The sequence below is a fragment of the Pseudomonas sp. Tav-5-1A genome (assembly GCF_055755055.1).
Genome location: NZ_CM146901.1, coordinates 3535979 through 3561384 on the forward strand (window position 1 = coordinate 3535979; position 25406 = coordinate 3561384).

20 protein-coding genes and 1 pseudogene are annotated in these 25406 nt (G+C 67.2%); 9 read left to right on the forward strand and 12 right to left on the reverse strand.

The features are described from left to right. Positions 1 to 17 precede the first annotated feature (17 nt). Positions 18 to 722 (forward strand): TetR/AcrR family transcriptional regulator, encoded by a 705-nt coding sequence (locus AC0J42_RS16110; protein WP_473002414.1) that lies wholly within the window; start codon positions 18 to 20, stop codon positions 720 to 722. Between the two features lie 167 nt (positions 723 to 889). Here AC0J42_RS16110 and AC0J42_RS16115 read toward each other — a convergent pair whose 3' ends face one another. From AC0J42_RS16115 to AC0J42_RS16130, 4 genes are all read right to left on the reverse strand, one after another. Further along, complete coding sequence (locus tag AC0J42_RS16115) at positions 890 to 3094, reverse strand: xanthine dehydrogenase family protein molybdopterin-binding subunit (RefSeq protein WP_473002415.1); 2205 nt, start codon at positions 3092 to 3094, stop codon at positions 890 to 892. 9 nt (positions 3095 to 3103) lie between these two features. Further along, positions 3104 to 4087: an FAD binding domain-containing protein gene (locus AC0J42_RS16120; protein WP_473002416.1), complete on the reverse strand. Its 984-nt coding sequence runs from the start codon at positions 4085 to 4087 to the stop codon at positions 3104 to 3106. Next, complete coding sequence (locus AC0J42_RS16125; RefSeq protein ID WP_473002418.1) at positions 4087 to 4758, reverse strand: (2Fe-2S)-binding protein; 672 nt, start codon at positions 4756 to 4758, stop codon at positions 4087 to 4089. The genes AC0J42_RS16120 and AC0J42_RS16125 overlap by 1 nt, the downstream gene beginning before the upstream one ends. Before the next feature lie 84 nt (positions 4759 to 4842). Then, positions 4843 to 5589 carry an SDR family oxidoreductase gene (locus AC0J42_RS16130; protein ID WP_473002419.1) on the reverse strand — a complete coding sequence of 249 codons (747 nt, stop codon included), beginning with the start codon at positions 5587 to 5589 and terminating at the stop codon, positions 4843 to 4845. A 107-nt stretch (positions 5590 to 5696) separates the two neighbouring features. Here AC0J42_RS16130 and AC0J42_RS16135 point away from each other — a divergent pair, with 107 nt between their 5' ends. The 3 genes from AC0J42_RS16135 to AC0J42_RS16145 all read left to right on the forward strand — a co-directional run bounded on the left by AC0J42_RS16135 (position 5697) and on the right by AC0J42_RS16145 (position 9667). Next, positions 5697 to 6611, forward strand: a complete 915-nt coding sequence (locus AC0J42_RS16135; protein ID WP_473002420.1) for a LysR family transcriptional regulator — start codon at positions 5697 to 5699, stop codon at positions 6609 to 6611. 221 nt (positions 6612 to 6832) lie between these two features. Continuing rightward, the gene (locus AC0J42_RS16140; RefSeq protein ID WP_473002421.1) at positions 6833 to 8227 is read left to right on the forward strand and encodes an amino acid permease; all 1395 of its coding nucleotides are present in this window, start codon (positions 6833 to 6835) and stop codon (positions 8225 to 8227) included. Positions 8228 to 8446: 219 nt separating this feature from the next. After that, positions 8447 to 9667: an epoxide hydrolase family protein gene (locus tag AC0J42_RS16145; RefSeq protein ID WP_473006867.1), complete on the forward strand. Its 1221-nt coding sequence runs from the start codon at positions 8447 to 8449 to the stop codon at positions 9665 to 9667. 139 nt (positions 9668 to 9806) lie between these two features. On the opposite strand, the gene AC0J42_RS16150 is transcribed toward AC0J42_RS16145, so the two are convergent. From AC0J42_RS16150 to AC0J42_RS16165, 4 genes are all read right to left on the reverse strand, one after another. Beyond that, positions 9807 to 11060 carry a c-type cytochrome gene (locus tag AC0J42_RS16150; protein WP_473002422.1) on the reverse strand — a complete coding sequence of 418 codons (1254 nt, stop codon included), beginning with the start codon at positions 11058 to 11060 and terminating at the stop codon, positions 9807 to 9809. Between the two features lie 11 nt (positions 11061 to 11071). Continuing rightward, entirely contained in the window at positions 11072 to 12676 is a 1605-nt protein-coding gene (locus AC0J42_RS16155; protein ID WP_473002423.1) for a GMC family oxidoreductase, read from the reverse strand. Between the two features lie 13 nt (positions 12677 to 12689). Then, entirely contained in the window at positions 12690 to 13211 is a 522-nt protein-coding gene (locus AC0J42_RS16160; RefSeq protein ID WP_473002424.1) for a sugar dehydrogenase complex small subunit, read from the reverse strand. Between the two features lie 164 nt (positions 13212 to 13375). Beyond that, entirely contained in the window at positions 13376 to 14047 is a 672-nt protein-coding gene (locus AC0J42_RS16165) for a GntR family transcriptional regulator (protein ID WP_473002426.1), read from the reverse strand. Between the two features lie 244 nt (positions 14048 to 14291). Between AC0J42_RS16165 and AC0J42_RS16170 the strand changes: the two are divergent. From AC0J42_RS16170 to AC0J42_RS16180, 3 genes and pseudogenes are all read left to right on the forward strand, one after another. After that, positions 14292 to 15511, forward strand: a pseudogene (locus AC0J42_RS16170) (gallate dioxygenase). 22 nt (positions 15512 to 15533) lie between these two features. Next, positions 15534 to 16259 carry an alpha/beta fold hydrolase gene (locus tag AC0J42_RS16175; RefSeq protein WP_473002427.1) on the forward strand — a complete coding sequence of 242 codons (726 nt, stop codon included), beginning with the start codon at positions 15534 to 15536 and terminating at the stop codon, positions 16257 to 16259. Next, entirely contained in the window at positions 16249 to 16671 is a 423-nt protein-coding gene (locus tag AC0J42_RS16180) for a nuclear transport factor 2 family protein (RefSeq protein WP_473002428.1), read from the forward strand. The genes AC0J42_RS16175 and AC0J42_RS16180 overlap by 11 nt, the downstream gene beginning before the upstream one ends. Here the strand turns inward: AC0J42_RS16180 and AC0J42_RS16185 are convergent. Both AC0J42_RS16185 and AC0J42_RS16190 read right to left on the reverse strand, forming a co-directional pair. Continuing rightward, entirely contained in the window at positions 16668 to 17264 is a 597-nt protein-coding gene (locus AC0J42_RS16185; protein WP_473002429.1) for a phosphatase PAP2 family protein, read from the reverse strand. The two genes, AC0J42_RS16180 and AC0J42_RS16185, sit on opposite strands and share 4 nt — an antisense overlap. Positions 17265 to 17455: 191 nt before the next feature. Next, a complete protein-coding gene (locus AC0J42_RS16190) occupies positions 17456 to 18754 on the reverse strand; it encodes a sensor histidine kinase (RefSeq protein ID WP_473002430.1) in 1299 nt (432 codons plus the stop codon). 132 nt (positions 18755 to 18886) lie between these two features. Here AC0J42_RS16190 and AC0J42_RS16195 point away from each other — a divergent pair, with 132 nt between their 5' ends. Both AC0J42_RS16195 and AC0J42_RS16200 read left to right on the forward strand, forming a co-directional pair. Next, a complete protein-coding gene (locus tag AC0J42_RS16195) occupies positions 18887 to 20302 on the forward strand; it encodes an NHL repeat-containing protein (RefSeq protein WP_473002431.1) in 1416 nt (471 codons plus the stop codon). Between the two features lie 97 nt (positions 20303 to 20399). Then, positions 20400 to 20813 carry a PA0061/PA0062 family lipoprotein gene (locus AC0J42_RS16200; RefSeq protein WP_416424592.1) on the forward strand — a complete coding sequence of 138 codons (414 nt, stop codon included), beginning with the start codon at positions 20400 to 20402 and terminating at the stop codon, positions 20811 to 20813. 13 nt (positions 20814 to 20826) lie between these two features. Here AC0J42_RS16200 and bcsC read toward each other — a convergent pair whose 3' ends face one another. Continuing rightward, the gene (gene bcsC / locus AC0J42_RS16205) at positions 20827 to 24303 is read right to left on the reverse strand and encodes a cellulose synthase complex outer membrane protein BcsC (RefSeq protein WP_473002432.1); all 3477 of its coding nucleotides are present in this window, start codon (positions 24301 to 24303) and stop codon (positions 20827 to 20829) included. After that, the gene (bcsZ, locus tag AC0J42_RS16210; RefSeq protein WP_473002433.1) at positions 24291 to 25406 is read right to left on the reverse strand and encodes a cellulose synthase complex periplasmic endoglucanase BcsZ; all 1116 of its coding nucleotides are present in this window, start codon (positions 25404 to 25406) and stop codon (positions 24291 to 24293) included. The genes bcsC and bcsZ overlap by 13 nt, the downstream gene beginning before the upstream one ends.

A 25406-nucleotide genomic window follows, 5' to 3' on the forward strand; every position in this document is an offset into this window, starting at 1 on the left:
TTGAACGAGGTTTTGCAGTGTCCAAGCCCGCGCCTGCCACCCCGGTGGTCGACCACCGCCCGCACGTTGCCCTGAAAAAACGCCAGCTGATGCGCGCCAAGCTGCTGGACGCGGCCATGCGCGTGTTCGCCGCCAGCGGCGCCAGCGCCCCGGTCATCGATGATGTGATCCGCGAGGCGGAGGTGTCGCGCGGCACTTTCTACAACTACTTCACCTCGCTGGACGAGGTGCTGGTGGCCATCGGGCAGGCGCTGAACAACCAGATGACCACCGATATCCTGCCCGTGTACGACGTACTCACCGAGCCGCGCCAGCGAGTGGCCACGGCGTTCCGGCTGTTCATGCTGCGCGCCCTGCTCGACCCGCTGTGGGCAGGTTTCGTGACCCGCGTGGATGCCTGGCAGCACACCTCGCTGGTGGCCGAGTACATGTCCCGCGACCTTGAGCACGGCCAGGCCAGCGGCGCCTTCCAGCTGCCGCGCATCGACGTCGCCACCGACTTCCTGATGGGCGCCTCGGCCCATGCCATCCAGGCCCTGCGCCAGGGGGTGGAGGCGCCGGATGCGTACATGGACGAGGCCGTGCGCATGGCCTTGCGCAGCCTGGGCTGCAGCGCCGAGGAATGCGAGGCCGGCATGGTATTCGCACGCGACTACCTCAAGGCCTGGGCCAACGGCGAAGTCACCGCCACCCGCCCCGCCTGGGCATTGGGCACCCCGTAGCAGCTGCCGAAGGCGGCGTCCGGCGGCGAACCTGCCCAACCGCGGCGCCTGGGACGCGGCCTTTGGCCGCTGCTACAGACTGTGGGAGCTGGCTTGCCAGCGAGCTTTTATGGCCCCAACAGCTCGCTGGCAAGCCAGCTCCCACAACGACTGTTGCTGCTACGGGGTTATACCGTCATTAACTTTTCCTTGGTGATGGGCAGGCTGCGGATGCGTTTGCCGGTGGCGTGGTACACGGCGTTGGCCACGGCGGCCGCCAGGCCGGTGACGCCGATCTCGCCGATGCCGCGGGCGCCGAACTCGCTGAGGTTCAGGTCGGGGAAATCCAGCAGGGTCACGTCGATGTCCGGCTGGTCGGCGTGCACCGGCACCACGTACTCGGCGTAGTTGTTGTTGGCCGGCAGGCCGGTGCGCGGGTCGAACTCGCCGGCTTCGAACAGGGCCATGCCGATGGCCATGACAATCGCCCCCTCCACCTGGTTGCGCGCTGCCAGCGGGTTGACCACCTTGCCGACGTCAATGGCGCTGACCACTCGCGCCACCCGCAGGCGCGAGATGCCCGGGTCCCAGCGCACCTCGACGAAATGCGCGCCAAAGGAGCGGAAGGAAAACTCTCCCGACTTGGCGCCGCTGTGGAAGAAGCCCTCGGCCCGCGCCAGCCGCTGGCGGTCCAGCACCTGGGCGAAGCTGGCGCGCTGGTCGCCGTTGACCAGCTGCCCGCCGTCCACCTGCAAGTGCTCGGCATCGGCGCCGGCGAACACCCCGCCCGGCGCCACGGCGTATTCACGCAGTTGCGTCAGGGCCTGGCGCGTGGCACCGGCCAGTGCCGGCATCAAGCTGGCGGTGAGCCAGGAGCCACCCGACAAGGCCCCCGGCGGCAACGCCGAGCTGCCAAGTTCCACTTCAATGCGCTCCACCGGCAGCCCGGTCAGCTGCGCCACGGTCTGCGCAGCCACGGTGTAGGTGCCGGTACCAATGTCCTGCACGCCCGACTGCACCAGCGCGCTACCATCGGCGCGCAGGATCACCCGCGCTTCGGTGGGCATCTGGAACGCCTCCCAGTTGCAGGCGCCCACGCCGTAGCCAATGATCTCATCGCCTTCGCGCATGGAGCCGATTTCGCCATTGCGCCGTTCCCAACCAAAACGCTGCGCCGCCTGCGCCAGCGCTTCGGGCAGGTGGTTGCCGGAAAACGGCAGGTTCAGCGCTTCATCGCGGGTGGCCAGGTTCAGCTTGCGGAACGCCACCGGATCCATGCCCTGCAGCAAGGCCATCTCGTCAATCGCCGACTCCAGGGCAAACAACCCAGGGGCGGCGCCCGGCGCGCGCATGGAGGTGGGCGTGCCGCGGTTCAGCGGGCTGTGCTTGTGCGACACCAGCACGTTGGGGCAAGAATACAAGCTGCTGGTGACGCCACCGCAGGCCTCGGTGTAGGCGTCCAGGGTGGAGGTGCTGTTGACCGACTCATGCCGGATCGACAGCAGTTTGCCGCTGGCATCGGTGGCCAGGCGAATACGCTGCTGCGTCTCGGGCCGGTGGCCGACGGTGGTGAACATCTGCGCCCGCGGCAGCATCAGTTGCACCGGCCGCTGGGTGGCCTTGGCCGCCATGCAGGCGGCCACCGAATGTGGCCAGGGCCACAGCTTGCCGCCGAACCCCGAGCCAATGAACGGCGCGCGCACCTCGACCTTGTCCGGCGGCAGGTCGAAGACGTTGGCGAGCATGTTGCGGTGGTTGACCACGCCCTGGGTGGCCTCGTAGACGTACAGCCGGCCGTCCTGCCACCAGGCGGTGGTGGCGTGCATTTCCATCGGGTTGTGCACCTCCACCGGCGTCGTGTAGGTCTGGTCCAGCTGGTGCGCCGCACCCTCGTAGCCAGCCTGGGGGTCACCACGGCTGTGGCCGCGGCCGCCGTCCGTGGCACCGTGCAGGCGCAAGGCGTCGGCCAGGGTCCTGGTCGGCTCGCTCGCCTCATAGTCGACCTTCACCTGGTAGGCCGCGGCGCGCGCATGTTCGAAGGTGTCGGCCACCACCAGCGCCACGAACTGGCCCGGGTAGTAGACGCCGTCGTCCTCGAACGGCAGCCGGTGCTCATCGGCCTTGCTGGCGGTCAGCACGTCCTTGAGCGGCGTGTTGGGCGTGCGGTGCAACGGCCCGACGTTGCCGTGGTGCAGCACACTGACCACGCCAGGCATGGCTCTGGCCCGGGCGTCGTCGATGGCCCGTACGCGGCCACTGGCAACGCTGCTGTACACGCCATAGGCGAACAGCAGGCCGGGCATGGGGTGGTCGGCGGCGTAGCGCGCCGCGCCAGTGACTTTCTGGCGGCCGTCCACGCGGGGCGTGGGGGTGCCGATAATGCTCTGGTTCATGGGCAGCTCCTAGGCGGTCAGGTCTCGCAGGTTGCGGATGATGGCCTGCTGCCCCAGCGGGATCTTGAAGGCGTTGTGCTCAAAGGCGTGGGCGTCCTGCATGGCGAGTTGCGCCACGCGGGTGAAGCTGTCCAGCGTTGCCGGCTGCCCCACCAGCGCCTGCTCGGCTTCGCGCGCGCGCCAGGGCTTGGTGCCCACCCCGCCCAGGGCGATGCGTGCCTGGGTAATGCGCGGGCCATCGAGCACCAGCACCACCGCGCTGGACGCCAGGGCGAACTGGTACGAGGTACGGTCGCGCAGCTTCAGGTAGCCCGAGCGGCTGTTGGCCAGGGGTGCATCCAGGGTCAGGTGGGTGATCAGCTCGTGGGGCTGCAGCGCGTGTTCCTGCCAGGGCGTGTCGCCGGGCAGCAGGTGGAAGTCGGCAAAGTCGATCTCCCGCGAGCCGGCTGCGCCCTGCACGGTGACGCGCGCGCCGATGGCCGCCACCGCCACGCACATGTCCGAGGGGTGGCTGGCAATGCAGTGCTCGCTGGTGCCCAGCACCGCGTGCACGCTGCGGTTCAGCCCGCCGATAGCCGCGCAGCCGCTGCCCGGCTGGCGCTTGTTGCAGGGCGAAACGCCGTCGCGGAAGTAATTGCAGCGCACCCGCTGCATGATGTTGCCGGCGGTGGTGGCCTTGTTGCGCAACTGCGTCGAGGCACCGGCCAGCAGCGCCTGGGACAGCACCGGGTAGTGCAGGCGCACCCAGGGGTGCCGCGCCAGGTCGGTGTTGCTGACCAGCGCGCCAACCCGCAGGCGGCCGTCGGGCAAAGGCTCGATCTGCTTGAGCGCCAGGCGGTTGATATCGACCAACTGGTCGGGCTGCATCACGTCCAGCTTCACCAGGTCAAGCAAGCTGGTGCCGCCGGCCAGGTACAGGCGCTGGCCCGTGCCGGACGCGGTGCGTACGGCGTTGGCGGCCGAGTCGGCGCGCGAATAATCGAAGGTACGCATCAGACCGCCCTCCCCATCTTCGCCCGCGCCGCCTGCACGGCCGCGAGGATGTTCTTGTAGGCGCCGCAGCGGCAGATATTGCCACTCATGGCCTCGCGCACGCTGGCGTCATCGGCGGGTACGTTCGGGTCGTTGAGAATGGCCACCGCGCTCATGATCTGCCCCGAGGTGCAGTAGCCGCACTGGTAGGCGTCGTGCTCCCAGAACGCCTGCTGCACCGGGTGCAGCGCGCCGTCCTTGGCCAGCCCTTCGATGGTGGTGATGCTCTCGCCGTCGTGCTGCACGGCAATGGACAGGCACGAATTGATCGCCACGCCGTTCACCAGCAAGGTGCAGGCGCCACATTGGCCGTGGTCGCAGCCCTTCTTGCTGCCGGTCAGTTGCAGGCGGTCGCGCAGCACGTCCAGCAGGATGGCGTTGGCCGGCACGTTGAGGCTGTGCCACTGGCCATTCACCTGCAGCTTGATGCGCTGCTCGCCAGCGGCGGGCGCGTCCGGATCGTTGACCTCGGCCGCCGGCGCCACGCCATGGGCCAACGCTGGCGGTATCCAGTGGGACACGGTAGCGGCGGCGATGCCCGAGGCACCGAACTTTAGGAAATTGCGCCGCGACGCCTGGGGCGCCGCCGCATCATGGGCATCGGCCGGTGGCCTGTTCTTCTGGTCAGTCATCAGGTTCACCCTCACGTGGGTTGCATCACATTGCAGCTGACTACTGAAGGGCCACCGGGTTCGATCCAGTGGCCCAGCGGTGCTTCAGAGCTCCTGGCGGGTCGGCCGGAAGAGGATTTCGTTGATGTCGACCTCCGGCGGCTGGCTGATGGCGAACGCCACGGCGCGGGCGAACGACTCTGCAGGAATCGCGTACTCGTTGTAGAAGTTCTGGATGTGCCCGGCGATATCGGCCTCGGTGGTGCTGGCCGGCAGGTCGGTGTCAATCGCGCCCGGGGAGATTACCGTGGTGCGGATGTCGTAGGGCTTGACCTCCTGGCGCAGGCCTTCGGAGATCATCAGCACGGCGCTCTTGGTCGCCGCGTACACGGCGCTGCCCGGGCGCACCTTGTGGCCGGCCACCGAGGAGACGTTGATGATCTGCCCGGCGTTCTGCTGGATCATGTGCGGCAAGGCGGCGGCAATGCCGTGCAGCACGCCCTTGATGTTGACGTCGATGGTCTGGTGCCAGTCCTCGATTTTCAGGCGCTCGAGCGGCGAGTGGGGCATGATCCCGGCGTTGTTGATCATCACGTCGATGCGGCCGAAGGCGCTCACGGCCTGGTCCACCAGGGCCTTCACGGCCACGGCGTCGGTGACGTCGGTGGCCACGGCCAGGGCTTCTGCGCCGCTGGCCCGCAGCGCCTGGGCCACGGCTTCGATACGCTCCAGGCGGCGCGCTGCCAGCACCACCCGCGCGCCCTGGGCGGCCAGGTGGCGTGCGGTGGCTTCGCCCAGGCCGCTGCTGGCGCCGGTGATGACCACGACCTTGGCGGAGATGTTATTGCTCATGGAGTTGCCTCTGCGTGAGTGACGGTAGGATGGTCATCAGCATAGGTTGATGGTAAAACCTCAACAATCTGTGCCATTGCGCACGATGTAATGAGGATTTTTCATCAATGCAACGCGCCGGCCTGTCCGAACTCAACGCCTTCGCGGCGATCGCCGAATTGAAGAGCTTCCGCGCCGCCGCCGCCAGGCTGGGCGTGTCGCCCTCGGCGCTGAGCCACACCATGCGCAACCTGGAGGCACGCCTGGGCCTGCGCCTGCTGAACCGCACCACCCGCTCGGTGGCGCTGACCGAGGTGGGCGAGCGCCTGCTGCGGCGGATCATGCCGGCGCTGGCCGACCTGGATGAAGCGGTGACCGAAGTGGTGTCGACCAGCAACCGCCCCTCGGGCTCGGTGCGCATCAGCGCCGCCGAAGCCGGCGCGCGCCCGATCATCCGCGAGGTGCTGCCCGCGTTCCTGGCCACCTACCCGGACATCCACGTCGAGTTCGTCATCGACACCCGCTTCGTCGACATCGTCGCCGATGGCTTCGACGCCGGCATCCGCGTGCACGAGGACATCCCCCTGGACATGGTCGCGGTGCCGTTCGGCGAGCCCCTGCGCTTCGCCGCCGTGGCCTCGCCCGCCTACGTGGCGCAGTACGGCACGCCACGCGCGCCCCACGACCTCAAGCAGCACCGCTGCATTCGCTACCGCTTCGCCAGCGGCGCGATGTACCACTGGGGCATGGAGCGCGGCGGCGAGGTGGCGGTCATCGACGTGGACGGGCCGATGACCCTGGGCAACACCAACCTGATGGTGGACGCCGCCCTGGCCGGCATCGGCGTGGCCTGGATACCCCACTACCACATCGAGGCCCACGTGCAGGCCGGGCGGCTGCTGCACCTGCTGCCCGAATGGAGCCCGACGCTGCCGGGGCTGTGCTTCTATTACCCGGCCAACCGCCACCCGCCGATTGCCCTGAGGCTGTTCATGGACGCGGTGCGCGAGTGGGAGCATCGGCGCCGGCTCGACTCACGCTGAAAACGACCCCCCCGCGCCGCCCATGTCGTTCCCTGAAAGCCTCGTGGCGCAACTGAAACAGCCCGCCGCTTGCACCCGGTTTAAGCTAGCGCCCCAGGAACGCCTGACAAAACAATAACATGCAAAGCGGCGTGGCCCAGGATTGGCGCTGTCGAGCTTCACCTGCCTCTTCGTGTCACTGCCCTTCTCTGCCCCCTAAAACCCTCGAACAAGAGCAGAGTATGACGAGCCTGAACGATCAAAGCGGCGGCCAGCTGTCCAATGGCTTCAAACCGCGCCACGTAACCATGCTGTCCATTGCCGGGATCATTGGCGCGGGGCTGTTCGTCGGCTCCGGCCATGCGATTGCCGCCGCCGGCCCCGCCGTCATCCTCGCCTACCTCGCCGCCGGCACCCTGGTGGTGCTGGTGATGCGCATGCTTGGCGAGATGGCCGTCGCCAACCCCGACACCGGTTCCTTTTCCACCTACGCCGAAAAAGCCATCGGGCCCTGGGCCGGCTTTACCATCGGCTGGCTGTACTGGTGGTTCTGGGTGCTGGTGGTGCCCATCGAGGCGCTGGCCGCCGGGCACATCCTCAACCAGTGGTTTCCCTGGTGCGACACCTGGATCTACGCCCTGGCGTCGGTGGTGCTGCTGAGCATCACCAACCTGTTCGGGGTCGACAAATACGGCGAGTTCGAGTTCTGGTTCGCCCTGCTCAAGGTCACCGCCATCATCGGCTTCATCGGCTTCGGCGCCGCCGCCCTGCTGGGCTGGCTGCCGTTGCATGAAGGCCCCGGCATCGTCAGCCTGATGCGCGAGCACGGCGGCTTCGCCCCCAACGGCCTGACCGCGGTGGTCGGTGCGTTCATCACCATCATGTTCAGCTTCATCGGCACCGAGTCGGTGACCATCGCCGCCGCCGAGTCGGGCGAGCCATCGCGCAACATCGCCAAGGCGACCCGCTCGGTGATCTGGCGCATCGGCGTGTTCTACCTGCTGTCGATCATGGTGGTGATTTCCGTGGTGCCCTGGAGCGACCCGGCACTGGCCAGCGTCGGCTCCTACCAGCGCGCCCTGGAGCTGCTGCAGGTACCCCACGCCAAGCTGATCGTTGACCTGGTGGTACTGGTGGCCGTGACCAGTTGCATGAACTCTTCGATCTACATCGCCTCGCGCATGCTCTACTCCCTGGCCCGCCGCGGCGATGCGCCCGCCGCAGCGGCCAAGACCTCAGGCAACGGCGTGCCGCGCCGCGCCGTGCTGGGCACCGCCGCCGTCGGCGCCTTCATCGCCGCCCTCAACCATTTCGCCCCCGCCAGCCTGTTCGACTTCCTGCTGTCCAGCTCCGGCGCCGTGGCGCTGCTGGTGTACCTGGCGATCGCCGTGTCGCAGCTGCGCATGCGCCGCACCCAGGGCGACGCCCTGACGTTCAAGATGTGGCTGTTTCCCTGGGCGACCTATGGGGTGATCCTGTTCATCCTGGCGGCGATCGCCGTGCTGCTGTTCACCCCCGACCACCGGGCCGAGGCCACCAGCACGCTGATCCTGGCGCTGGCGGTGTCGTTCGTGGGCATCATCACCTGCCGGCGGCGCACGGCCACGGCGGGCGCGGCGGTGAAAGCGCCGGCCTGAGTTTCACGCCGCCCCGGTGGCTGCGCACGCCATGTATCGGTTTGTATCTGGCGCCGCCAGCGATACGCAGTGCTACCGGGGCGGCCACTGGCGACACATCGGCAACACATCAAGCGGGCCCAATGGCCACGTCGACACCGGTCGACCCCACGCCCACTTGATAGGACATCCGCCATGCCCACTGCCGCCAACCACAGCCTCCTCGCCCTCGCCCTGCTCATGAGCCTGGCCGGCCCTGCTGCCGCCGACACCGCCGCGGACGCCATCCGCCCGTACCACGTGCACGTGGACGAGCAACAACTCACCGACCTGCGCCAACGCCTCGCCGCCACCCGCTGGCCGGACAAGGAAACCGTCCCCGACACCTCCCAGGGCGTGCAACTGGCCCAGGTGCAGGCGCTGGTGAAGTACTGGGGCGACGGCTATGACTGGCGCAAGGCCGAGGCCCGCCTCAATGCCCTGCCCGAGTTCATCACCACCATCGACGGCGTCGACATCCAGTTCATCCACGTGCGCTCGCGCAACCCCCATGCCATGCCGCTGATCCTGACCCACGGCTGGCCGGGCTCGCAGTTCGAGTTCCTCAAGGCCATCGGCCCGCTGACCGACCCGGTGGCCTACGGCGGCCGCGTGGAGGACTCGTTCGACGTGGTGATCCCGTCCATTCCCGGCTACGGTTTTTCCGGCAAGCCCACTGAACTGGGCTGGGGCCCCGAGCGCGTGGCCAAGGCCTGGGACGTGCTGATGAAACGCCTGGGCTATAGCCATTACGTGTCCCAGGGCGGCGACCACGGCTCGGTGATTTCCGACGCCCTGGGCCGCCTGGCGCCGCCCGGGCTGCTGGGCATCCACCTGAACATGCCGGCCACGGTGCCACCGGAGTTGGTCAAGCCAATCAACAGCGGCGACGCCCCGCCCGCCAGCCTGGGCGGCGCCGAGCGCGACGCCTACAACGCACTGAGCACCTTCTTCGGCCGCAATGCCGCCTACGGCGCCCTGATGGTCACCCGGCCGCAGACCATCGGCTACCTGCTGTCGGACTCGCCGGCCGGCACCGCGGCGTGGATGTACGAGAAGTTCGCGGCCTGGAGCGACAGCGACGGCCACCCCGAGCGCGTGCTGAGCCGTGACGAGATGCTCGATGACATCAGCCTGTACTGGCTGACCAACACCGGCGCCTCGGCCTCGCGGTTCTATTGGGAGAACAACAATAACAACTTCAGCGCCACGGCGCAGAAGACCGCCGACATCAAGGTGCCGGTAGCGATCAGCGTGTTCCCCCACGAAATCTACCGCGCGCCCAAGCGCTGGGCACAGCGCGCCTACCCATCGCTGAGCTACTTCCACGAAGTGGCCAAGGGCGGCCACTTCGCCGCCTGGGAGCAGCCACAGCTGTTCAGCGAGGAGTTGCGCGAGGCATTCCGCCCGCTGCGCAAATAATGGCCGCCCGTAGCAGCTGCCGCCAGGCGGCGTCCGCCTCGCGCGGTGAGCCAGGTTTACCGCAGCGCCCGTGACTCGGCCTGGGGCCGCTGCTACGGGAGACCGGCGTTCACGCGGTGGGCCCGGTTTACCCGTGGTTTCAGTGCAGGCCGGCCTTGCGCAGTTCCGCTACGTCCGCGGCCTTGAGGCCATAGTCGGCGCCACCGAACTGCTTGCCCACGTAGTTGGCCAAGGTCGCGATCTGCTCGTCCGTCAATGAACGACCAAACGCCGGCATCACCACCTTGTCGTTGCCCATGTCACGCTGCACACCCTGCAGCATCACCAGCACCAGGTTGTTGGCGTTGTCGGCGCCCACCACACTGTTCTTGTACAGCGACGGGTAATAACCCTTGCCGATGCCGCCGCCCGACCATTGGTGGCAGCTGGCGCAGTTGCCGCTGTACAGGTTGGCGCCCTCGGCCTTGATTGGCGCACCACGCACCGCCGCCAGGGAGGCAATCGGGGTGCCCTGCTCGCTGCGCGCCTTGTCGATGTCGTTGGCCTGGGCCGGCACGCTGCGCAGGTAGGTGACCATGGCCTTGAGGTCGGCCTCGCTCAGGTGGCGGGTGCTTTTCTCGATCACTTCGGCCATGGGGCCACCGGCTTGGGCGCGGCCCGGCACGTTGCCGGTGCCCAGGTAGCGGATGATCTCGTCATCGCTCCAGCTGCCGATGCCGTCCTGCTGGTGGCTGCTGATATTGAAGGCCTTCCAGCCGGCAAGGTCGGCGCCGGCGAATTTCTTCGAGTCCTTGAGGCCCATGGTGATGTCGCGCGGGGTGTGGCACTGGCCGCAGTGGCCCAGGGCGTCGACCAGGTAGGCGCCGCGGTTCCACGCCTCGCTCTGCTGGGGCTGCGGCTTGAAGCGGCCTTCCTTGAAGTTGATGAGGTTCCAGAACATCAGCGACCAGCGCTGGTTGAACGGGAACGGCATCTGGTTCTCCGGCACCACGTTGTGCACGGGCGGCGTGCTCATCAGGTAAGCCTTGATGGCCAGCACATCGTCGTCGGTCAGCGCGGTGTAGTCGGTGTAGGGGAACGCCGGGTACAGGTTCTCGCCGTCCTTGCCCTTGCCTTCGTGCACGGCGCGCAGGAACTGGGCGTCGGTCCAGTTGCCGATACCGGTGTCCTTGTCCGGGGTGATGTTGGGCGAGAACAACGTGCCCATGGGCGTCTTGAATGGCGTGCCGCCAGCGAACGGCTGGCCGCCCGCCGTGGTGTGGCAGGCCTCGCAGTCGGCGGCGCGGGTCAGGTACTCGCCCTTCTTGATCAGCGCGTCGTCAGCCTTGGCGCCCAGGCTTGCCAGGGACAATGCGGCGACCAGCAAGGTGATGCAGTGTTTAGTGGCTTTCATCACAGGGCTCCTCAGGCGCGCACTTCGGCAAGCAGCTTGTCGCCCAGGCGCACGGCCAGCGCCACCAGGGTCAAGGTGCAATTGACGTTGCCGGCGCTGGCCATCACGCCGCTGGAGGCGATGAACAGGTTGGGATGGTCATGGCTGCGCAGGTCGGCGTCCACCACCGAGTCCTTGGGGTCGTTGCCCATGATCAAGGTGCCCATGATGTGGTTGTTGTTGAAGTAGGTGTCGAAGTAAGTCACGTCGGTGCCGCCGAACAGCTCGGCGATCCTGGCGAAGTGCTCGCGGCAGACCACGGCGGCCTTGTCCACGTACTCGTCGACGAAGTAATGCACCTCGGGCTTGGGGATACCCAGGGCGTCGGTTTCAGTGTCGCTGGCACGGATGCGGTTGTTGGGGTTGGGCAGGATGTCGAAGAAGCTGTTGACCATCATCCAGCGCGAGGCCACGTCGCGAATCTGCTCGTTCAGCTCCTCACCCACCAGGCCCTTGCCCACCAGGTATTCGGCCACCGGCCGCACCGGCGAGTAGTTGCCGACGTTGATCTTCATCGACGAGCGCTCGTTGCGGAAATCACCGTCGCGCAGGTTGTTGATGCACGACAGCCGCATGGGCCCGCGGCCTGGCCACAGCGGTTCGTTGGCCAGGAAACGGACGCTGGTGCCGGGGTGGTCCATCAGGTTGCGGCCCACCTGGTCGGAGCTGTTGCCGATGCCATTGGGGTTTTTCTCGCTTTTGCTGATCAGCATCAGCTTGGGCGTTTCAATGGCGTTGGCGGCCAGCACGAAATGCTTGCCGGTGACGCGCACGCTGGTCTTGTCCGGGTTGTAGTAATGCACGGCGACGATGCGGTTGGCGTCATCGTGCTCGATGCGGTAGACCACGGCGTTGACGATCAGCTTGGCACCGGCCGCTTCCGCGCGGCGCAAAGCAGTACCGCCGTCGTACTGGGCTTCGATCGGACAGATCGGCATGCAGTTGCTGTTGCCGCAGCACGCCGGGCGGTCCTCGAAGGCCACGCTGTTGCGGCCGGCCGGTTCCAGCACGGCTTCGTAGCCGGCGGGCGCCACCACGTCCTTGAAGCGCTGGTCCAGGTAGGACATTTTCAGCGGCGGCAACGGGTACGGCTTGCTGCGCGGCGAGCCCAGGTCTTCGGCCGGGCCGGACACGCCCAGCTCCTGCTCGGCTTCGCAGTAGAACGGCTCCAGCTGGTCGTAGCTAATGGCCCAGTCGCGGCCCACGCCATACTTGGTCTTCATACGGAAGTCGTTGGGCAGCAGGCGCCAGGCCTGGGCCGACCAGTGCCAGGTGGTGCCACCGGCGACGCGCAGGTAACCGGCCTTGTAGGGGGTGGGGCCTTTCTGGATGAAGTAGCCGTTGTCCTCAGGCGAGTACTGCGGGTGTGGGGCGTGCTCGGTGGGTTTGTACGGGCTTTGCAGGTCGCCCTTGAAGGCGGAGTTGCGGTAGCTCTCGACGATTTCCCAGCGCTGGATGCGTGGGCCGGCTTCGAGCATCAGCACATCGATGCCGGCGTTGGCGAGTTTGCGGGCGATCTGGCAGGCGGCAATGCCCGAACCGACGATCACCACGTCAGCGGAAGTAGGTGTGGTCATGATGGCTCTCGGGTCAGTTGGCAGGCAGCGGGTACGGCTTGGCTTCCCAATACCCCGGCGCACCGCGGGCATAGGTGGGCAGCACCACCATGTCTTTGATCGGCGGGTACATCAGCGCCTGTTCATAGGCATACGCCTGGTTGCCAACCACTCCGAGGTACCAGGCACGGGTAATCAGGGCCGGCACGAGTGCCAGGTCCTTGTGCTGGGCGGTGATATCGGCGGTGAGGTTGCGGGTGGCCTGGCCACGCTCGGCCAGCCACTGCTTGAAGGGCGCCAGCAGGCGGGTGAAGTCAGGGTTGCCCTGGCTCAAGGCCGCGAACAACACACGGCCCAGCGCTGGGTCCAGCACCTGCTGGCCACACAGCGGCTGGGAGATCGCCATGAACAGGGCGAAATCATCCTGCGCCAAGGTGTCGGCCAGCACGCGGCCCAGCGGTGACAGGCTGAAGGCGGCCGAGGCCGCCATGGCCACGGCACCCGCCCTCAGCACGGCACGCCGGCTGAATACATCGGAGTCTGATAAGGAGGTCATGTTTTTTTTCTCAGGCACACGGCAAGGTAAATCTAGTTCTTCTGGGGAGACTGGTCAGGTAGCCCACGGGAAATGCCCGCATTGTTTAGGTAACTACCTGGTTCGTCTAACGCGTAACGGGTATCCAGCCATGCGTTTTGTTTATGCCGTGAAACAATGCCTGGTTAAAGATTCATGCTGTGCCGCTGGGTTTGCGCATGTTCGCGCAGCAGCATTTCAACCCGCGTGGCTTCCTTGCGCTGGATGGCATCGACAATCGCCCCATGCTGGCGGTGCGCGTAGGCCAGGTCCTGCTTGATGAAGTCGATGTTCTTGCTCTTGAACGTCACCCGCTGCGGCGCCACGAAGGGCACCGCCGAACAGCGTTCCACCAGGTCGCGCAACAAGGGGTTGCCCGCATTGTCCAGCAGTAACTGGTGAAAGCGCTGGTTCATTTCGCCGTAGGCGTGCTCCAGCTCATCCATGGTCAGCTCGGCCTGCAGCAGCGCATCGCCCTCGTCCAGGCACGACTGGAACGCCGCCAACGCCTCGCTGGAAATGCCGCGCTGGGCACATTCGCGCGCCGCCACGCCTTCCAGGGTGGCACGCAGCTCCAGCGCCGCGAGCGCCTCCTGGGTGGTGAACGTCTTGACTGCATAGCCACGCTTGCCCACCGCCACCAGGTAGCCCTCCTGGGCCAGGGTGGGCAGCGCCTGGCGGACCGGCGTGCGCGAGACGTCGAGCATTTGCGCCAACGCGGCTTCAGTCACGCGCTGCCCCGGCGCCAGGTCGCCACGCAGGATCAACTGGCGAATCTCCAGGGCAACGAGCAGGTGCTGCTTTTGTAGCGAACTCACGGTGGCCTCCCAGGCAGTGTCATCCCCTTCAAGCCGGGGCCAGGTGCGAATACTACCGCCCTGCGCCCCTGGCGGCCATGGCATTCGGGATCCCAACGGTGCCGTCAACGCCTGCAGCGCATTGACGGATGTCGCAGGGCGGCGCTAGCATGGGATCCCTAAAGAGCACAAATTCCCTATTTAATCGCTATTTTGATCAATTAGGGATCCCAATTATCTTCACAGGTTACAGGTGACCCACCGCATGGCCAGGATCCTCGGCGCAATCGGTACCTCCCACGTCCCCACCATCGGCTTGGCCTACGACCGCAAGAAACAGCAGGACCCGGCCTGGGCGCCGCTGTTCAAGGGCTATGAACCCATCGCCGCCTGGCTGAAGGAGAAGCAGGTGGACGCGTTGGTGTTCTTCTACAACGACCACTGCACCACGTTCTTTTTCGACCTGTACCCCATGTTCGCCCTGGGCGTGGGCGAGCGCTTCACGGTCGCCGATGAAGGCGCCGGCCCGCGCGACCTGCCGCCCATCCGCGGCGACGTGGCCTTGCAGGCGCACATCCTCGAGTCGCTGGTGAACGATGAATTCGACATCACCGTGTTCCAGGACAAACCCATCGACCACGGCTGTGCGTCGCCGCTGCCGCTGCTGTGGCCCCACGAACCCGATTGGCCGGGCGTGGTGGTGCCGATCGCAATCAACGTGCTGCAGTACCCCCTGCCCACGCCGCAGCGCTGCTACCGCCTGGGCCAGGCGGTGAAGCGCGCCGTCGAGTCCTACCCCCGGGACCTGAACGTGGTGATCGTCGGCACTGGCGGCCTGTCCCACCAGATCCACGGCGAGCGCACCGGCTTCAACAACACCGAATGGGACCTTGAGTTCCTGGAGCTGCTGGAACACGACCCGGCCGCCCTGACCCGCCTGACCCACGCCGACTACGTGCGCCTGGGTGGCGCGGAGAGCGTGGAGCAGATCATGTGGCTGTCCATGCGCGGCGCGGTGGAAGGCCCCTTGAAAAAGGTCCATCAGAACTACTACCTGGCCACCACCACCGCCATGACCGCGGTGCTCTACGAAACCGTCCCTGGCCAGGCGTCGGAGCAGCCATCATGAACCCGCAACTGCAAGGCATCGAGGACATTCCCGGCACCTACGTCTTCGACGTGCGCGCCAGCAACCGCACCCTCAACCTCAACCGCTTCCTGTGGCTGATGATCCGCGCCGATTGGCGCCTGCGCTACCGGCAGGATCCGCAGGCGCTGATGGCCGAGGCCGGCCTCACCGAGCAGGAACAAGCCATGGTCCGCGAGCAGGACTGGCTGGGGCTGGTGCAGCACGGCGCGAACTTCTTCGTGGTGGAGAAGTTCGTGCGCGTGGCCCAGCTCAGCAACATGCAGGTCTACGCCATGATGCGCGGCGAAAGCTACGAGGACTTCCTGAAAACCCGGCGCGTGCCGGAACTACGCTGACCGTTGCCGGAGGAACCCCCACGTGACGCAACAACACCTTCTACTGCTGTCCGGGCTGCTGTGCGATGCCACCGTCTGGTCGCGCATCAGCCCCGGCCTGCGCGAACAGGCCAGCGTGCAGACCCTGGACTTCCGTGGTTTCGATGACATTGGCGCGATGGCGCGCCATGTCCTCGACCAGGCGCCGCCGCGCTTTGCCCTGGCCGGCCATTCCATGGGCGCGCGGGTGGCCCTGGAGGTCTGCCGCCTGGCACCCGGGCGGGTGCAGCGCCTGGCGCTGCTGGACACTGGCGTGCATCCGGCCCGGCCCGGCGAGCAGGAGTCCCGGCAACGCCTGGTCGACCTGGCCGCCACGGCCGGCATGCGCGCCCTGGCCGAACAGTGGCTGCCACCGATGATGCGCGCCGAGCACACGACCGAACGCGCCTTGATGGACCCGCTCATGCACATGGTCGAGGGCATGGACGCCGAGGTGTTCGCCGGCCAGGTGCGTGCCCTGCTCAACCGCCCCGATGCCAGCGCGCAGCTGGCCCACATTCACTGCCCGACGCTGGTGGGCGTGGGGCGCCAGGACCGCTGGAGCCCGGTGGAGCAGCACCAGGGCATCGCCCGGGCGATCGCCCACGCCACCCTGGCGATTTTCGAAGACAGCGGCCACATGGCGCCCTTCGAGAACCCACCCGCAGTGCTGGTGGCGCTGCAGCACTGGCTGCATCTACCCAGCGAGGTCCCGTGCCATGCTCACTGAACTGGAACGCCTACTGATCGAACAGGCCTGCACCCGCCAGATCAACCGCTTCGCCTACCATAACGATCGCGGCGAACATGAGGCGCTGGCGCAGATGTTCGCGCCCGACGGCACCTTCGCCCGCCCATCAAAACCCAACGAAGTGCTGGTGGGCCGCGAAGCGATCCTGGCGGCGTTCACCCAGCGCCCACCGCGCAAGGCGGTGCACCTGGTCAGCAACGTCGTGGTGGACATTGCCAGCGCGACCTCGGCCAGGGCCACGAGCCGGATTGTGCTGTACGCCGCCGGCCTGGCTGCCAGCATCCCCGAGGCACCGTGGTTGATCGGGCATTTCGAGGATGAACTGGTGCTGGCCGGCGGCGAGTGGCTGTTCGCCTCGCGCCGGGGCGGCATCGACTTCACCGTCGGCTAGGGGCACACCCACCCCCGTTGGATGGCCGGCGCGAACAGGCGCCGGTACAGCGCTTCCAGGCCATCGAGCAACCGCCGTTGCAGCGTGGCCGCGTGCAGCACCGCCACCACCAGCCAGTAGCAGGCCACCGCCACCACCAGCGAGCCGGCGATGTCGAAGGGGAAATGCACGCCCAGGTAGATACGCGCCAGCCCTACCAGCGCGCCCAGCGTCAGTAGCAGCCCGCCCAAGGCCTTGCGCCAGGTACAGAGCCCCAGGCCCACGGCAAAGAACACCACGGCGTGGTCGCTGGGGAAGGAGGTCTCGGCGGCGTGTGCCAGGTAGGTGTGGCCCAGGGGGATCATGAACGGTCGCGGGTGCATGAAACACAACCCGATCAGCACATTGCAGCACAGCGCCAGGCCGGCGGTCTGCGCCGCCATCAGCACCGCCGCGCGGCAGGCGCGCGAGCCCCACAACCACAGCGCCAATAGCAACAGCGCTACCCCACCGATCAACCACTGGGCGACGGCCGTGGCCAGGAACAGCATGATTTGCGGAGGGTGTTCGCCGGCATTGAGCCACATGAACAGCGTGCGGTTGAAGGCTTCCATCGGTACGGCTCCAGCGAAGACGAAATGAGATAACACTTCGCCAGCATGCGCACTGGGCGGTCAAAAGCAGGTGAAAGGCTGGTCACAAACCCGTAGCAGCGGCCGCTGCGGTAAACCTGGCGCACCGCACCTGGCGGCAGCTGCTACGCCGCCCTCCCGTAGCAGCGGCCGCAGGCCGCGTCAGTGCCTGCTCAACTGAAGACGATGCGCGCCACCAGGCCGTGGGGCAGGCGGTTGAACAGGGTCAGGGTGCCGTTGTGCGCCTGCACGATGTCGTTGACGATGGACAGGCCCAGGCCGACGCTGCCGGGGCGGTCGCCGCGCGAAGGGTCGAGGCGGAAGAAGGGTTCGATGACGTCCTTGAGCCGCTCCGGGGCAATGCCCGGGCCGTTATCGGCGACCTCGACGGTGATCACCCCGTCCACCACCGTGGCACTGACGGCCACCTGGGTGGCGAAGCCCAGGGCGTTGTCGATGAGGTTGCACATCACCCGCTGGATGGCGTCCGGACGACATTGAAAACGCAGCTGCAGCGGGCCGTCGTAGGCAATGTGCGCGCCGGCGTCCTCGTAGTCGTCGCACAGCGTGGACAGCAGCGCGCCCAGGTCCAGCCACTCCTTTTTCTCGGCATGCGAGCTGCTGCTCAGGTACGCCAGTGCCGAGGAGACCATGGTTTGCAGCAGGCTGATGTCGCGGATCAGCTTGTCCCGGGAGATCTCCTTGCGGTCGGTTTCCAGTTGCAGGCGCATGCGCGTCAGCGGCGTGCGCAAGTCGTGGCTGACCGCCGCGAGCATGCGCGTGCGGCCCTCGATGGACGCGGTGATGCGCTGCTGCATCAGGTTGAAGGCATGGGCAGCGCGGCGAATCTCCAGCGGCCCTTCCTCGACAATGGGCGCCACCACGATGTCGCGGCCGAAAGCCTCGGCCTGGTCGGACAAGCGCCGCAGCGGGCGCACCACGCGCCACGCGGCCCAGGCCGACAGCGCGGTCACGCCCACGCACAGGAACAGCAAGGCACCGAAGAACGGAAAGGAAAACCGTGGTGGCTCGCGCTCGATGCGCATGGTGCGCACCTCCAGGGTCTGCTCGCCCAGGGGCACCAGGATCTGGATATTGGCCTGGTCGGCGTCGGGGTTGCAGGCGTGGGCGCTCACCGGTTGCCCAGGCCCCAGTTCGTCGCGCAGGGCCTTTTGCAGGTCGCGGGAGTTGAGGTTGGTGTCCGGGCACGGGGTAATCGACGGCTGCAGGGTCATCTTCAGGCCCAGCGCCTGGGCCGAGGCCTGCACGTACTGACGCTGTTCGGGCGGGGTGGTGCGCAACATCTGCACCAGGTTCGACACCCGGTAGGTGGTCTGCCAGGGCCAGGGCGGGCTTGGCGGCCCGCCGGGCAGAAACAGCAGGCCCAGGAAGACCAGGAAGGTGACCACGGACGAGCCGGTCACGATCGCCAGGATCTGGCCACGAATGGTGCCGAAGTGGCGCAGTATCATGAGTCCGTCATGGAAGGCTGGTTCAAGGGGCGGCTACCGTGATGGGGGTGGTTTAACGTCGGTAGGTGGAGTGTGCGCCACCCTGGCGGTGCCGCGCACCGCCATTGCATGTCAGGGTGGATACGTTGCGTGATGAACAGCACTGCACCTGTAAGTTCTGACAGTATCGCCGCCTGGGTAACCGGCATATCGTCCGGCTTTTCCCCAAACGAGTGCACAATCATGTCGATTAATCATAGCAACCTTGCTCACCCTGGCGAACTGGACCTTGAGTTTGGTGACAATGGCAGAAGCGTGCTGCCGGCCTTTGCTGACCAGGACAGGATGACAGGTGGCCTGTGCTTGGCGGCCGGTGAACATTTTTTTGTGGCCGCGCATGCCAGCGAACGACTCATCGCCAAATACGCCCTGTGCAAGTTCCGGCCCGACGGGGCATTGGAAACTTCCTTTGGCGGAAACAGCGGCTTTATCCTGGGGGAATATCCCTCTGAGAGAAACGCCCAAGGCGAAGCGGTACGCACTCAAGCCCATGGCGGTCAGGAAAAAATTGTGTTGGTGGGTAGCGCCTTTCCTCCGCAAGTGGAGTTTGGCGTGCCCGTTACACTCTGGGTCAGCCGTTTCAGCGCCGATGGCCTCCTCGACCCCGGGTTCGCCGACCAGGGGCATCGACGCCTCGATGTCGCGGGCCATGCCTATACCCAGGGCTCCGCTGCGCTCTTCTGTGACGACCAATACACTTATGTCAGTGCCACTTTCCAATCGTTGACGCAGGCGGCCTCGTTTGTCAGCCGGGTGTTCCGCCTTGACCTCGAGGGCAACCTGGACCCTGCTTTCAACGGCACCGGCTTTGCCCACATCCAGCACTCCGGTTCCCCCACGCGCATCAGTGCCATGGCCGTACTCCCCCGCGCACGGATCTTGCTGGCGGGAAGTGCCAGCATGGCGAATGGGGAACACGGCCTGTTTGCAAGCCTGAACAACGACGGTACACCGGACCGCTCCTTCGGTGACGGCGGCTATGCGGCGTTCCAGGCAATAGGCCTGCACACAGAACTGCATGGGTTGGTCATTACCCCGGACGGCAAGCCCTTGGCCGTGGGCCGTACGCGGTCAGAGAACTCGACGAGCGATAATCTGGGCCTGGTGTACCGGCTTAGCCAAGAGGGCCAGCCAGATATCGGCTTCAACCAGGGAAACCCAGTCCTCACCAGCCTGGGCCATACCGTACCGGGTGGTCGTTGGCTGGCGGCGATCCTCGACTCCTCCAGTTTGCTGGTGACGTTGGGCGCGGCGCCTAACGTTCATGGTGGAGAGTCGTTCGTGCTCGGACGCTATTCCATTGATGGAGCCCTGGACCCGAGCTTCGGTGTGGAGGGCCTTGCCTACGTGGACCAGGACAATATAAGCACCATCGCGCCTTATTCGCTCATCCAGCAAGCTGCGTCACGACGCCTGGTCGTTGGGTTGAACTACTTGAGCCCCCAGGGCTTCACCGGCCATGTGGTTGGCGTGCACGGCATGAGTGGTGCGGACCTGCCTACCAGGTAGTCAATCATGCCGCCGTCCGTGGCGGGGTGGCGATGGCTGCAAACCGCCCCACCACAGGCTACGCTACACCCGTGCCCCTGCCAGAAAGGAAAACCACATGCCAAGCACCTCTATCGCCCTGAAAACGGCGCTCCCCGCACTCGCGTTGTTGCTGGCAGCCTGCGCCGCACCGCCGCCACCGCCCGGCCCGGACTTTTCGGTAGTGCGCTTCAGCCACGACAACCCCGACGAAATCGTCGGGCAGAAACTCGATGGCAAGAACACCGAGGACGGCAAGTCGTTCAAGGTGAAGGCCGGCTCCCACGACCTGGTCGTGGTGGTGCAGCGCCAGGACACCAACGGCAAGATGCAGTACTGCTTCGCGACCTTGCAGTACGCCAATTTCAAGGATGACGAGGTCTACAACATTCACGAGGACCGCCTGGGCCGCAAGGTGTTCCTCCAGCTTCGCCGCCACACCGAGGTGCTGGCGACGAACGAAGGGCCGTTGAACTGCTCACCCGGTAGCTGATGCCCCGCAGGGCTCAGCGCATGTCGGCGTACGGCGAGATCGGCTCCACCGGCAGCGGCAGGTTGCCCTGCCAGGGGTCGAAGCTGTAGCGCAGGTACAACAACGCACGGCTGGGGGCATAGCCCTCGCTGTGCTGCCAGGTGATGCCGCCGCCCAGCACCAGGTTGTCCGACAGGCGCCGCTCCAGCAGGCCCTGCACGCGGAAGTTGACGCCGTTGCTGCTACTGCCGGCCTTGGTCAGCGTCGGGTCATCCACCAGGGTATGGCCCGACTGCGCCAACAGGTTCTCCAGGTCGCTGGCGCTGCTGGCCTTGGGGTACAGGTCGCTGCTGTCGATCTTGGCGAACGACCAGCCCACCGAACTTTCCAGGAACGCCGACCAGTTGGCGTCGCGCCAGGCGAAGTTCACCGGCACGCTCACCGAATAGTACTGCTGCGGGCTGTAGTAGCCGCCCTGCCCCAGTGTCGACTCGCTCAGGTCCTTGTCGTAGCCCATGTACATCAGGGTCAGGCCGGTGCGCACGCGCTCGTCGGCGCGCTCCACCAGGCGGTAGTAGTAGCCGCCCATGGCGCTGCGGCGCTGGTTGTTCTCGACGTTCTCGCCCACCAGCCAATGGCTGCTCAGGCTCGCCCACACGCCGTCCTTGCCGCCTTCGTCGTGGCTCAGGCCCAGGGTGAAACCGTTGGCGGTGACGCCGCCGAACTTGGTGCCGGTGACGGGATCGGTGGCGCCCGCGTAGGACACCAGCGAGTTGCTCAACGGCCGGCGCGAGGCGGTCAGGCGGTAGCCGATGCTGTCCCAGTCGCCGCTGTAGGTCACCCCGCCCACCCAGTTGGAGACGGTGAATTCCTGCGGCGTATGGCCAAGGTCAAAGGCCCAGGTGTCGTCGTGCCAACCCACGCCCAGCATGGTGCCGTTAACACTTTGCGCGCCCTTGGCGCAGCCGCCCTGCACCACCGCGCACAGGCCGAACTGGTCGTTGCTGGCGAAGCTGCTGACGTCCAGCTGCACCTGTTCAGCCTGCACGAACCCCTGGCCCTGGGCCACCGGCGCGTCGATGCGCAGGATGGTGGTCTGGGTGCTCAGGTCGGACACGCCGGAGGCGCTGTTGTCGGTGCGCCAGGCGAAGTCGTGGTACAGGTTCACCGTGGGGTTCTGCTTCTGGTACAGCGCGTCGACGTCGCTGCGGATGCTGCGCGGCAGCCACTCGTCGCTGTCCTTGGCGCGGCTGGCCGCGGTCATGGCGACGTTGTCGCGCGGCGCCGCCTGCTGCGGGCTGATCAGCTTGGCCGCGGCCATGCTCTGGGCGTAGTAGTCCAGCGCCCGCTGCGGCTCGTCGCGGGACAGCAGGCGCGCGGCGTCGCGGTAGGCCAGCGGGTCGGCCGGGCGGCTTTTGAGCAGCTCGGCGAACTGCTGGTTGGCGCGGGCCTTGTCACCCACTGCCGCCCAGGCGTTGGCCAGGCGGCGCTGGAACGAGACGGTGACCGGCACCGGCGCCACCACCGCGGCGAGGTCGGCCTTGGCAGCCTGGGGCTGGCCGCGGGCGATCAGCACCTCGGCCAGGCCCAGCTGCGCGTCGGGGTTCTTCGGCTCGCTGGCCAGCACCTTGCGGTAACGGCCTTCGGCCTGGCCCAGGTCGTTGCGCTGCTGCGCCCAGTCGGCCAGGGTCAGGTAGTCATCGGTGGTGGGCGCACGCAACAGCAGCGCCTCGGCCTGGCTTTCGTGCCCGGCGGTGCGCAGGGCCTCGGCCTTGGCCAGCAGCTGGCGGCGTTGCAGGCGCGCCCACAGCTGCTGCATGTTGTCGCTCCAGGCCGCGCGCGCAATCTGCTGCAGGCTGCCCATGGCGTCGCCGTCGCGGTCGGCGTCGGCCAGGTACAGGCCGTGGGCGTAGCGCGCCTCGGGGTTCTGGCCCTGGCGCTGCAACAGCAGGCTGAAGCTGTTGTCCGCCTGGGCAACCTGGCCCAGGCTGCGCTGGGCGTTGGCCAGGCGGTACACCAGCCAGGGGTTGTCGGGGTCCAGGTCGCGGGCCTGGGCCAGCGTCCGGGCGACTTGCGCCCAGTCACCGCGGCGGGTGGCGTCGTCGGCCTGGGCGTTGAGGCGGTCCAGGGCCAGGCCACGGCGCACGCTGAGGAATTCCTGCTGTTCGCGCGGCGTCAGGCTGTCCAGGTACTGCTCGGCCTTTTCCGGCGACTGCGACTGGTACAGTCGCACCAGGCCGCGCACCACGCTGGCGTTGCTGGGGTCAAGTTTGCGCGCCTGCAACAGCAGCGCCTCGGCGCTGATGTCGTCGGCCTCGCCCCGGGCCACGTACGACAGGCCGATCAGGGGCGCGGCATCCTTGGGCTGGGCCTGGCGCGCCTGCTGGTAGAAGCGCTTGGCCTGCGGGTACTGCTTGCGGTCCAGGGCCTCGTCGCCCTTTTGCAGCAGCATCCACTGGTAGTTGGCCACCTTGAGGTCCTGCCACTTGGTCATCCAGTAGGTGTCCTGCTCGATGGCCGAGGCCTTGACGAAGGCGTTGTAGGCGCCTTCGTGCTTGCTCTGGCGCATCAGCGCCACGCCCAGCGAGCCCAGCAGGCTGGAGTCCTGGGGGTAGCGCTTGAGGGCGATGCGCAGCTGCGCCTCGGCCGCCGGGTTGTTGCCGGCGTCGAGCAGCGCCTTGCCGCGCACGCCCGCCTGCCAGGCCGGGTCGGCCAGCAGGTGCTGCTGGTCGTGCAACTGCTTGATGGCGTCGGCGCGGTAGGTGGTGTCGGGGTAGACGTCGAGGAAGGTCTGCCAGGCCTGGGCGGTGTCGTGGCCCACCGGCTGCTTGAGCAGGTAGTTGTACTCGCGCTCGGCGGCATTGGCCGCGGCGTTCGGGTCGCCGCCCAGCTGGTGCAGCACCGCCAGCGCCTCGGCGTCGCGCTTCTCGGCGAACAGCAGGCCCACCAGGGTCTGGCGCAGGCCGGCGTTGCCGGGGTACTGGCGATCCAGCTCGCGCAGCTGGTCGATGACCGTGGCGCGCTGGGGCTTGGTGCCCGCGCGCACGGTGAGGAATTCCAGGGTGATGGCAAAGTCCGGCATGTCGTTGCCGAACAGCTGCAGGTAGGCCTGCTCGGCGTCTTCGTAACGGCCGGCGGTGGCCAGCAGGCGCGCCTGCTGCAGGTCTTTCTGGCCGTCGCTGCTTTGCAGCTTGAGCAGGTTCTCGGCACGGTGCAGCGCCGCGGTGCCGGGGATCTGCTGGCGCAGCCGCGCCACCAGGCGCTCGGCGCCGGCCTGGTCCTTGTTGAGCAGCGCCTGGCGCACCTCGGCTACCTGCACCTGGGGGTTGTCCGGGGCGATCAGTTCCAGGCGCGCCAGCGAGTCGTGCACCAGGTCTTCGCGGTACAGCGCCTCGCCCAGGCGGATCTGCTCCAGCAACCACTGCTGCTGGTCAGGCGGGCTCAGCGGTTGGGCCAGGGCGACCCCGTAGACGCTACTGAGCAGCAGCCCCAAACCCGTCATTTTTTGCATGCGGCAGTCCAGTTCGGCACGAGGTGTCCGTCTTTGTCAAAGCGATAGCGTTGTTGGTCCCAACCCTGGCCGAACAGCGCCAGCGACTGGTTGTAATAAGCGTCCGCCAGGGGCGGCTGTTGCTCCAGACGCTGGCGCTGGGTAGCCAGCGCCGCAGCCTGGGCCGGGCTGGCGGCCAGCAGCGGCAGCAAGGCGGCGCTGAAACCCACCGGGCCGGTGCCACTGGCGGTGCCGGTGGCGCTGTCGACCTTTTCCGGCACGAAGCCCTGGGCCGCGGTGAGCTGGGCCATGGGCTGCAAGTGTTCGAGCAGCGACGCCCGCCCCGGTGCGTCGTTGGCCAGCATGCCGGCCCACAGGTACACGCGGATCGCGTCGTAGCTGCCCACCGCGCCTTTCTGGCCATCGACGCCCCAGCCCTGGCCGGCCTTCCACAGCTGCCAGTCGGGCACCAGGCCCTTGGGCGAGCCTTCCAGCAGCAGGCGCTGGGTATTGCTGGCCAGCTCGGCCCAGATCGGCGCCTCGGCGGCGAAGCGCGCCAGCAGCTGCGGCGGCAGGTAGCTGGCGTTCAGGCGCCAGCCGTCGGCGCTGTCGAAGCCCAGGGTGCCGGGCAGCAGCATCAGGCCCAGGCCCGGCAGCGTGCGCAGGCTCTGGGCGGCGGTGCGCCACAGCAGGTTGCGGCCCAGCACCTGGTAGTCGTCGCGGTGCCACAGGCGCCCGGCTTCGAGCAGGCTGTAGGCGATCCACAGGTCGGCGTCCGAGGCGTTGTTGGCGTCGAGCACGCGCCACTGGCCGTCCTTGTCCCGGCCCCACTGCCAGGCCGGCAGCTGGCGGTTGAGGTCGCCGCCGGCGAGGTTGTCCTGGGTCCAGCGCAGCACCTTGGCGAAGCTGGCCGGGTCGTTGCCCAGCAGGGCGAAGAACAGGCCGTAGCTCTGCCCTTCCGAGGTGCTGACCAGTTGCGCGCTGGAATGGTCGATCACCCGGCCATCCGGGCTGAGCATGGCCTGCCGGTACTGCTCCCAGGCCGGCCAGGCGCAGGCCCCGGCGCTGGCAGCGCCGGGGGCCAGCAGGAATCCGGCCAGGGCCAGGGCGGCGAAGGCTTTCAC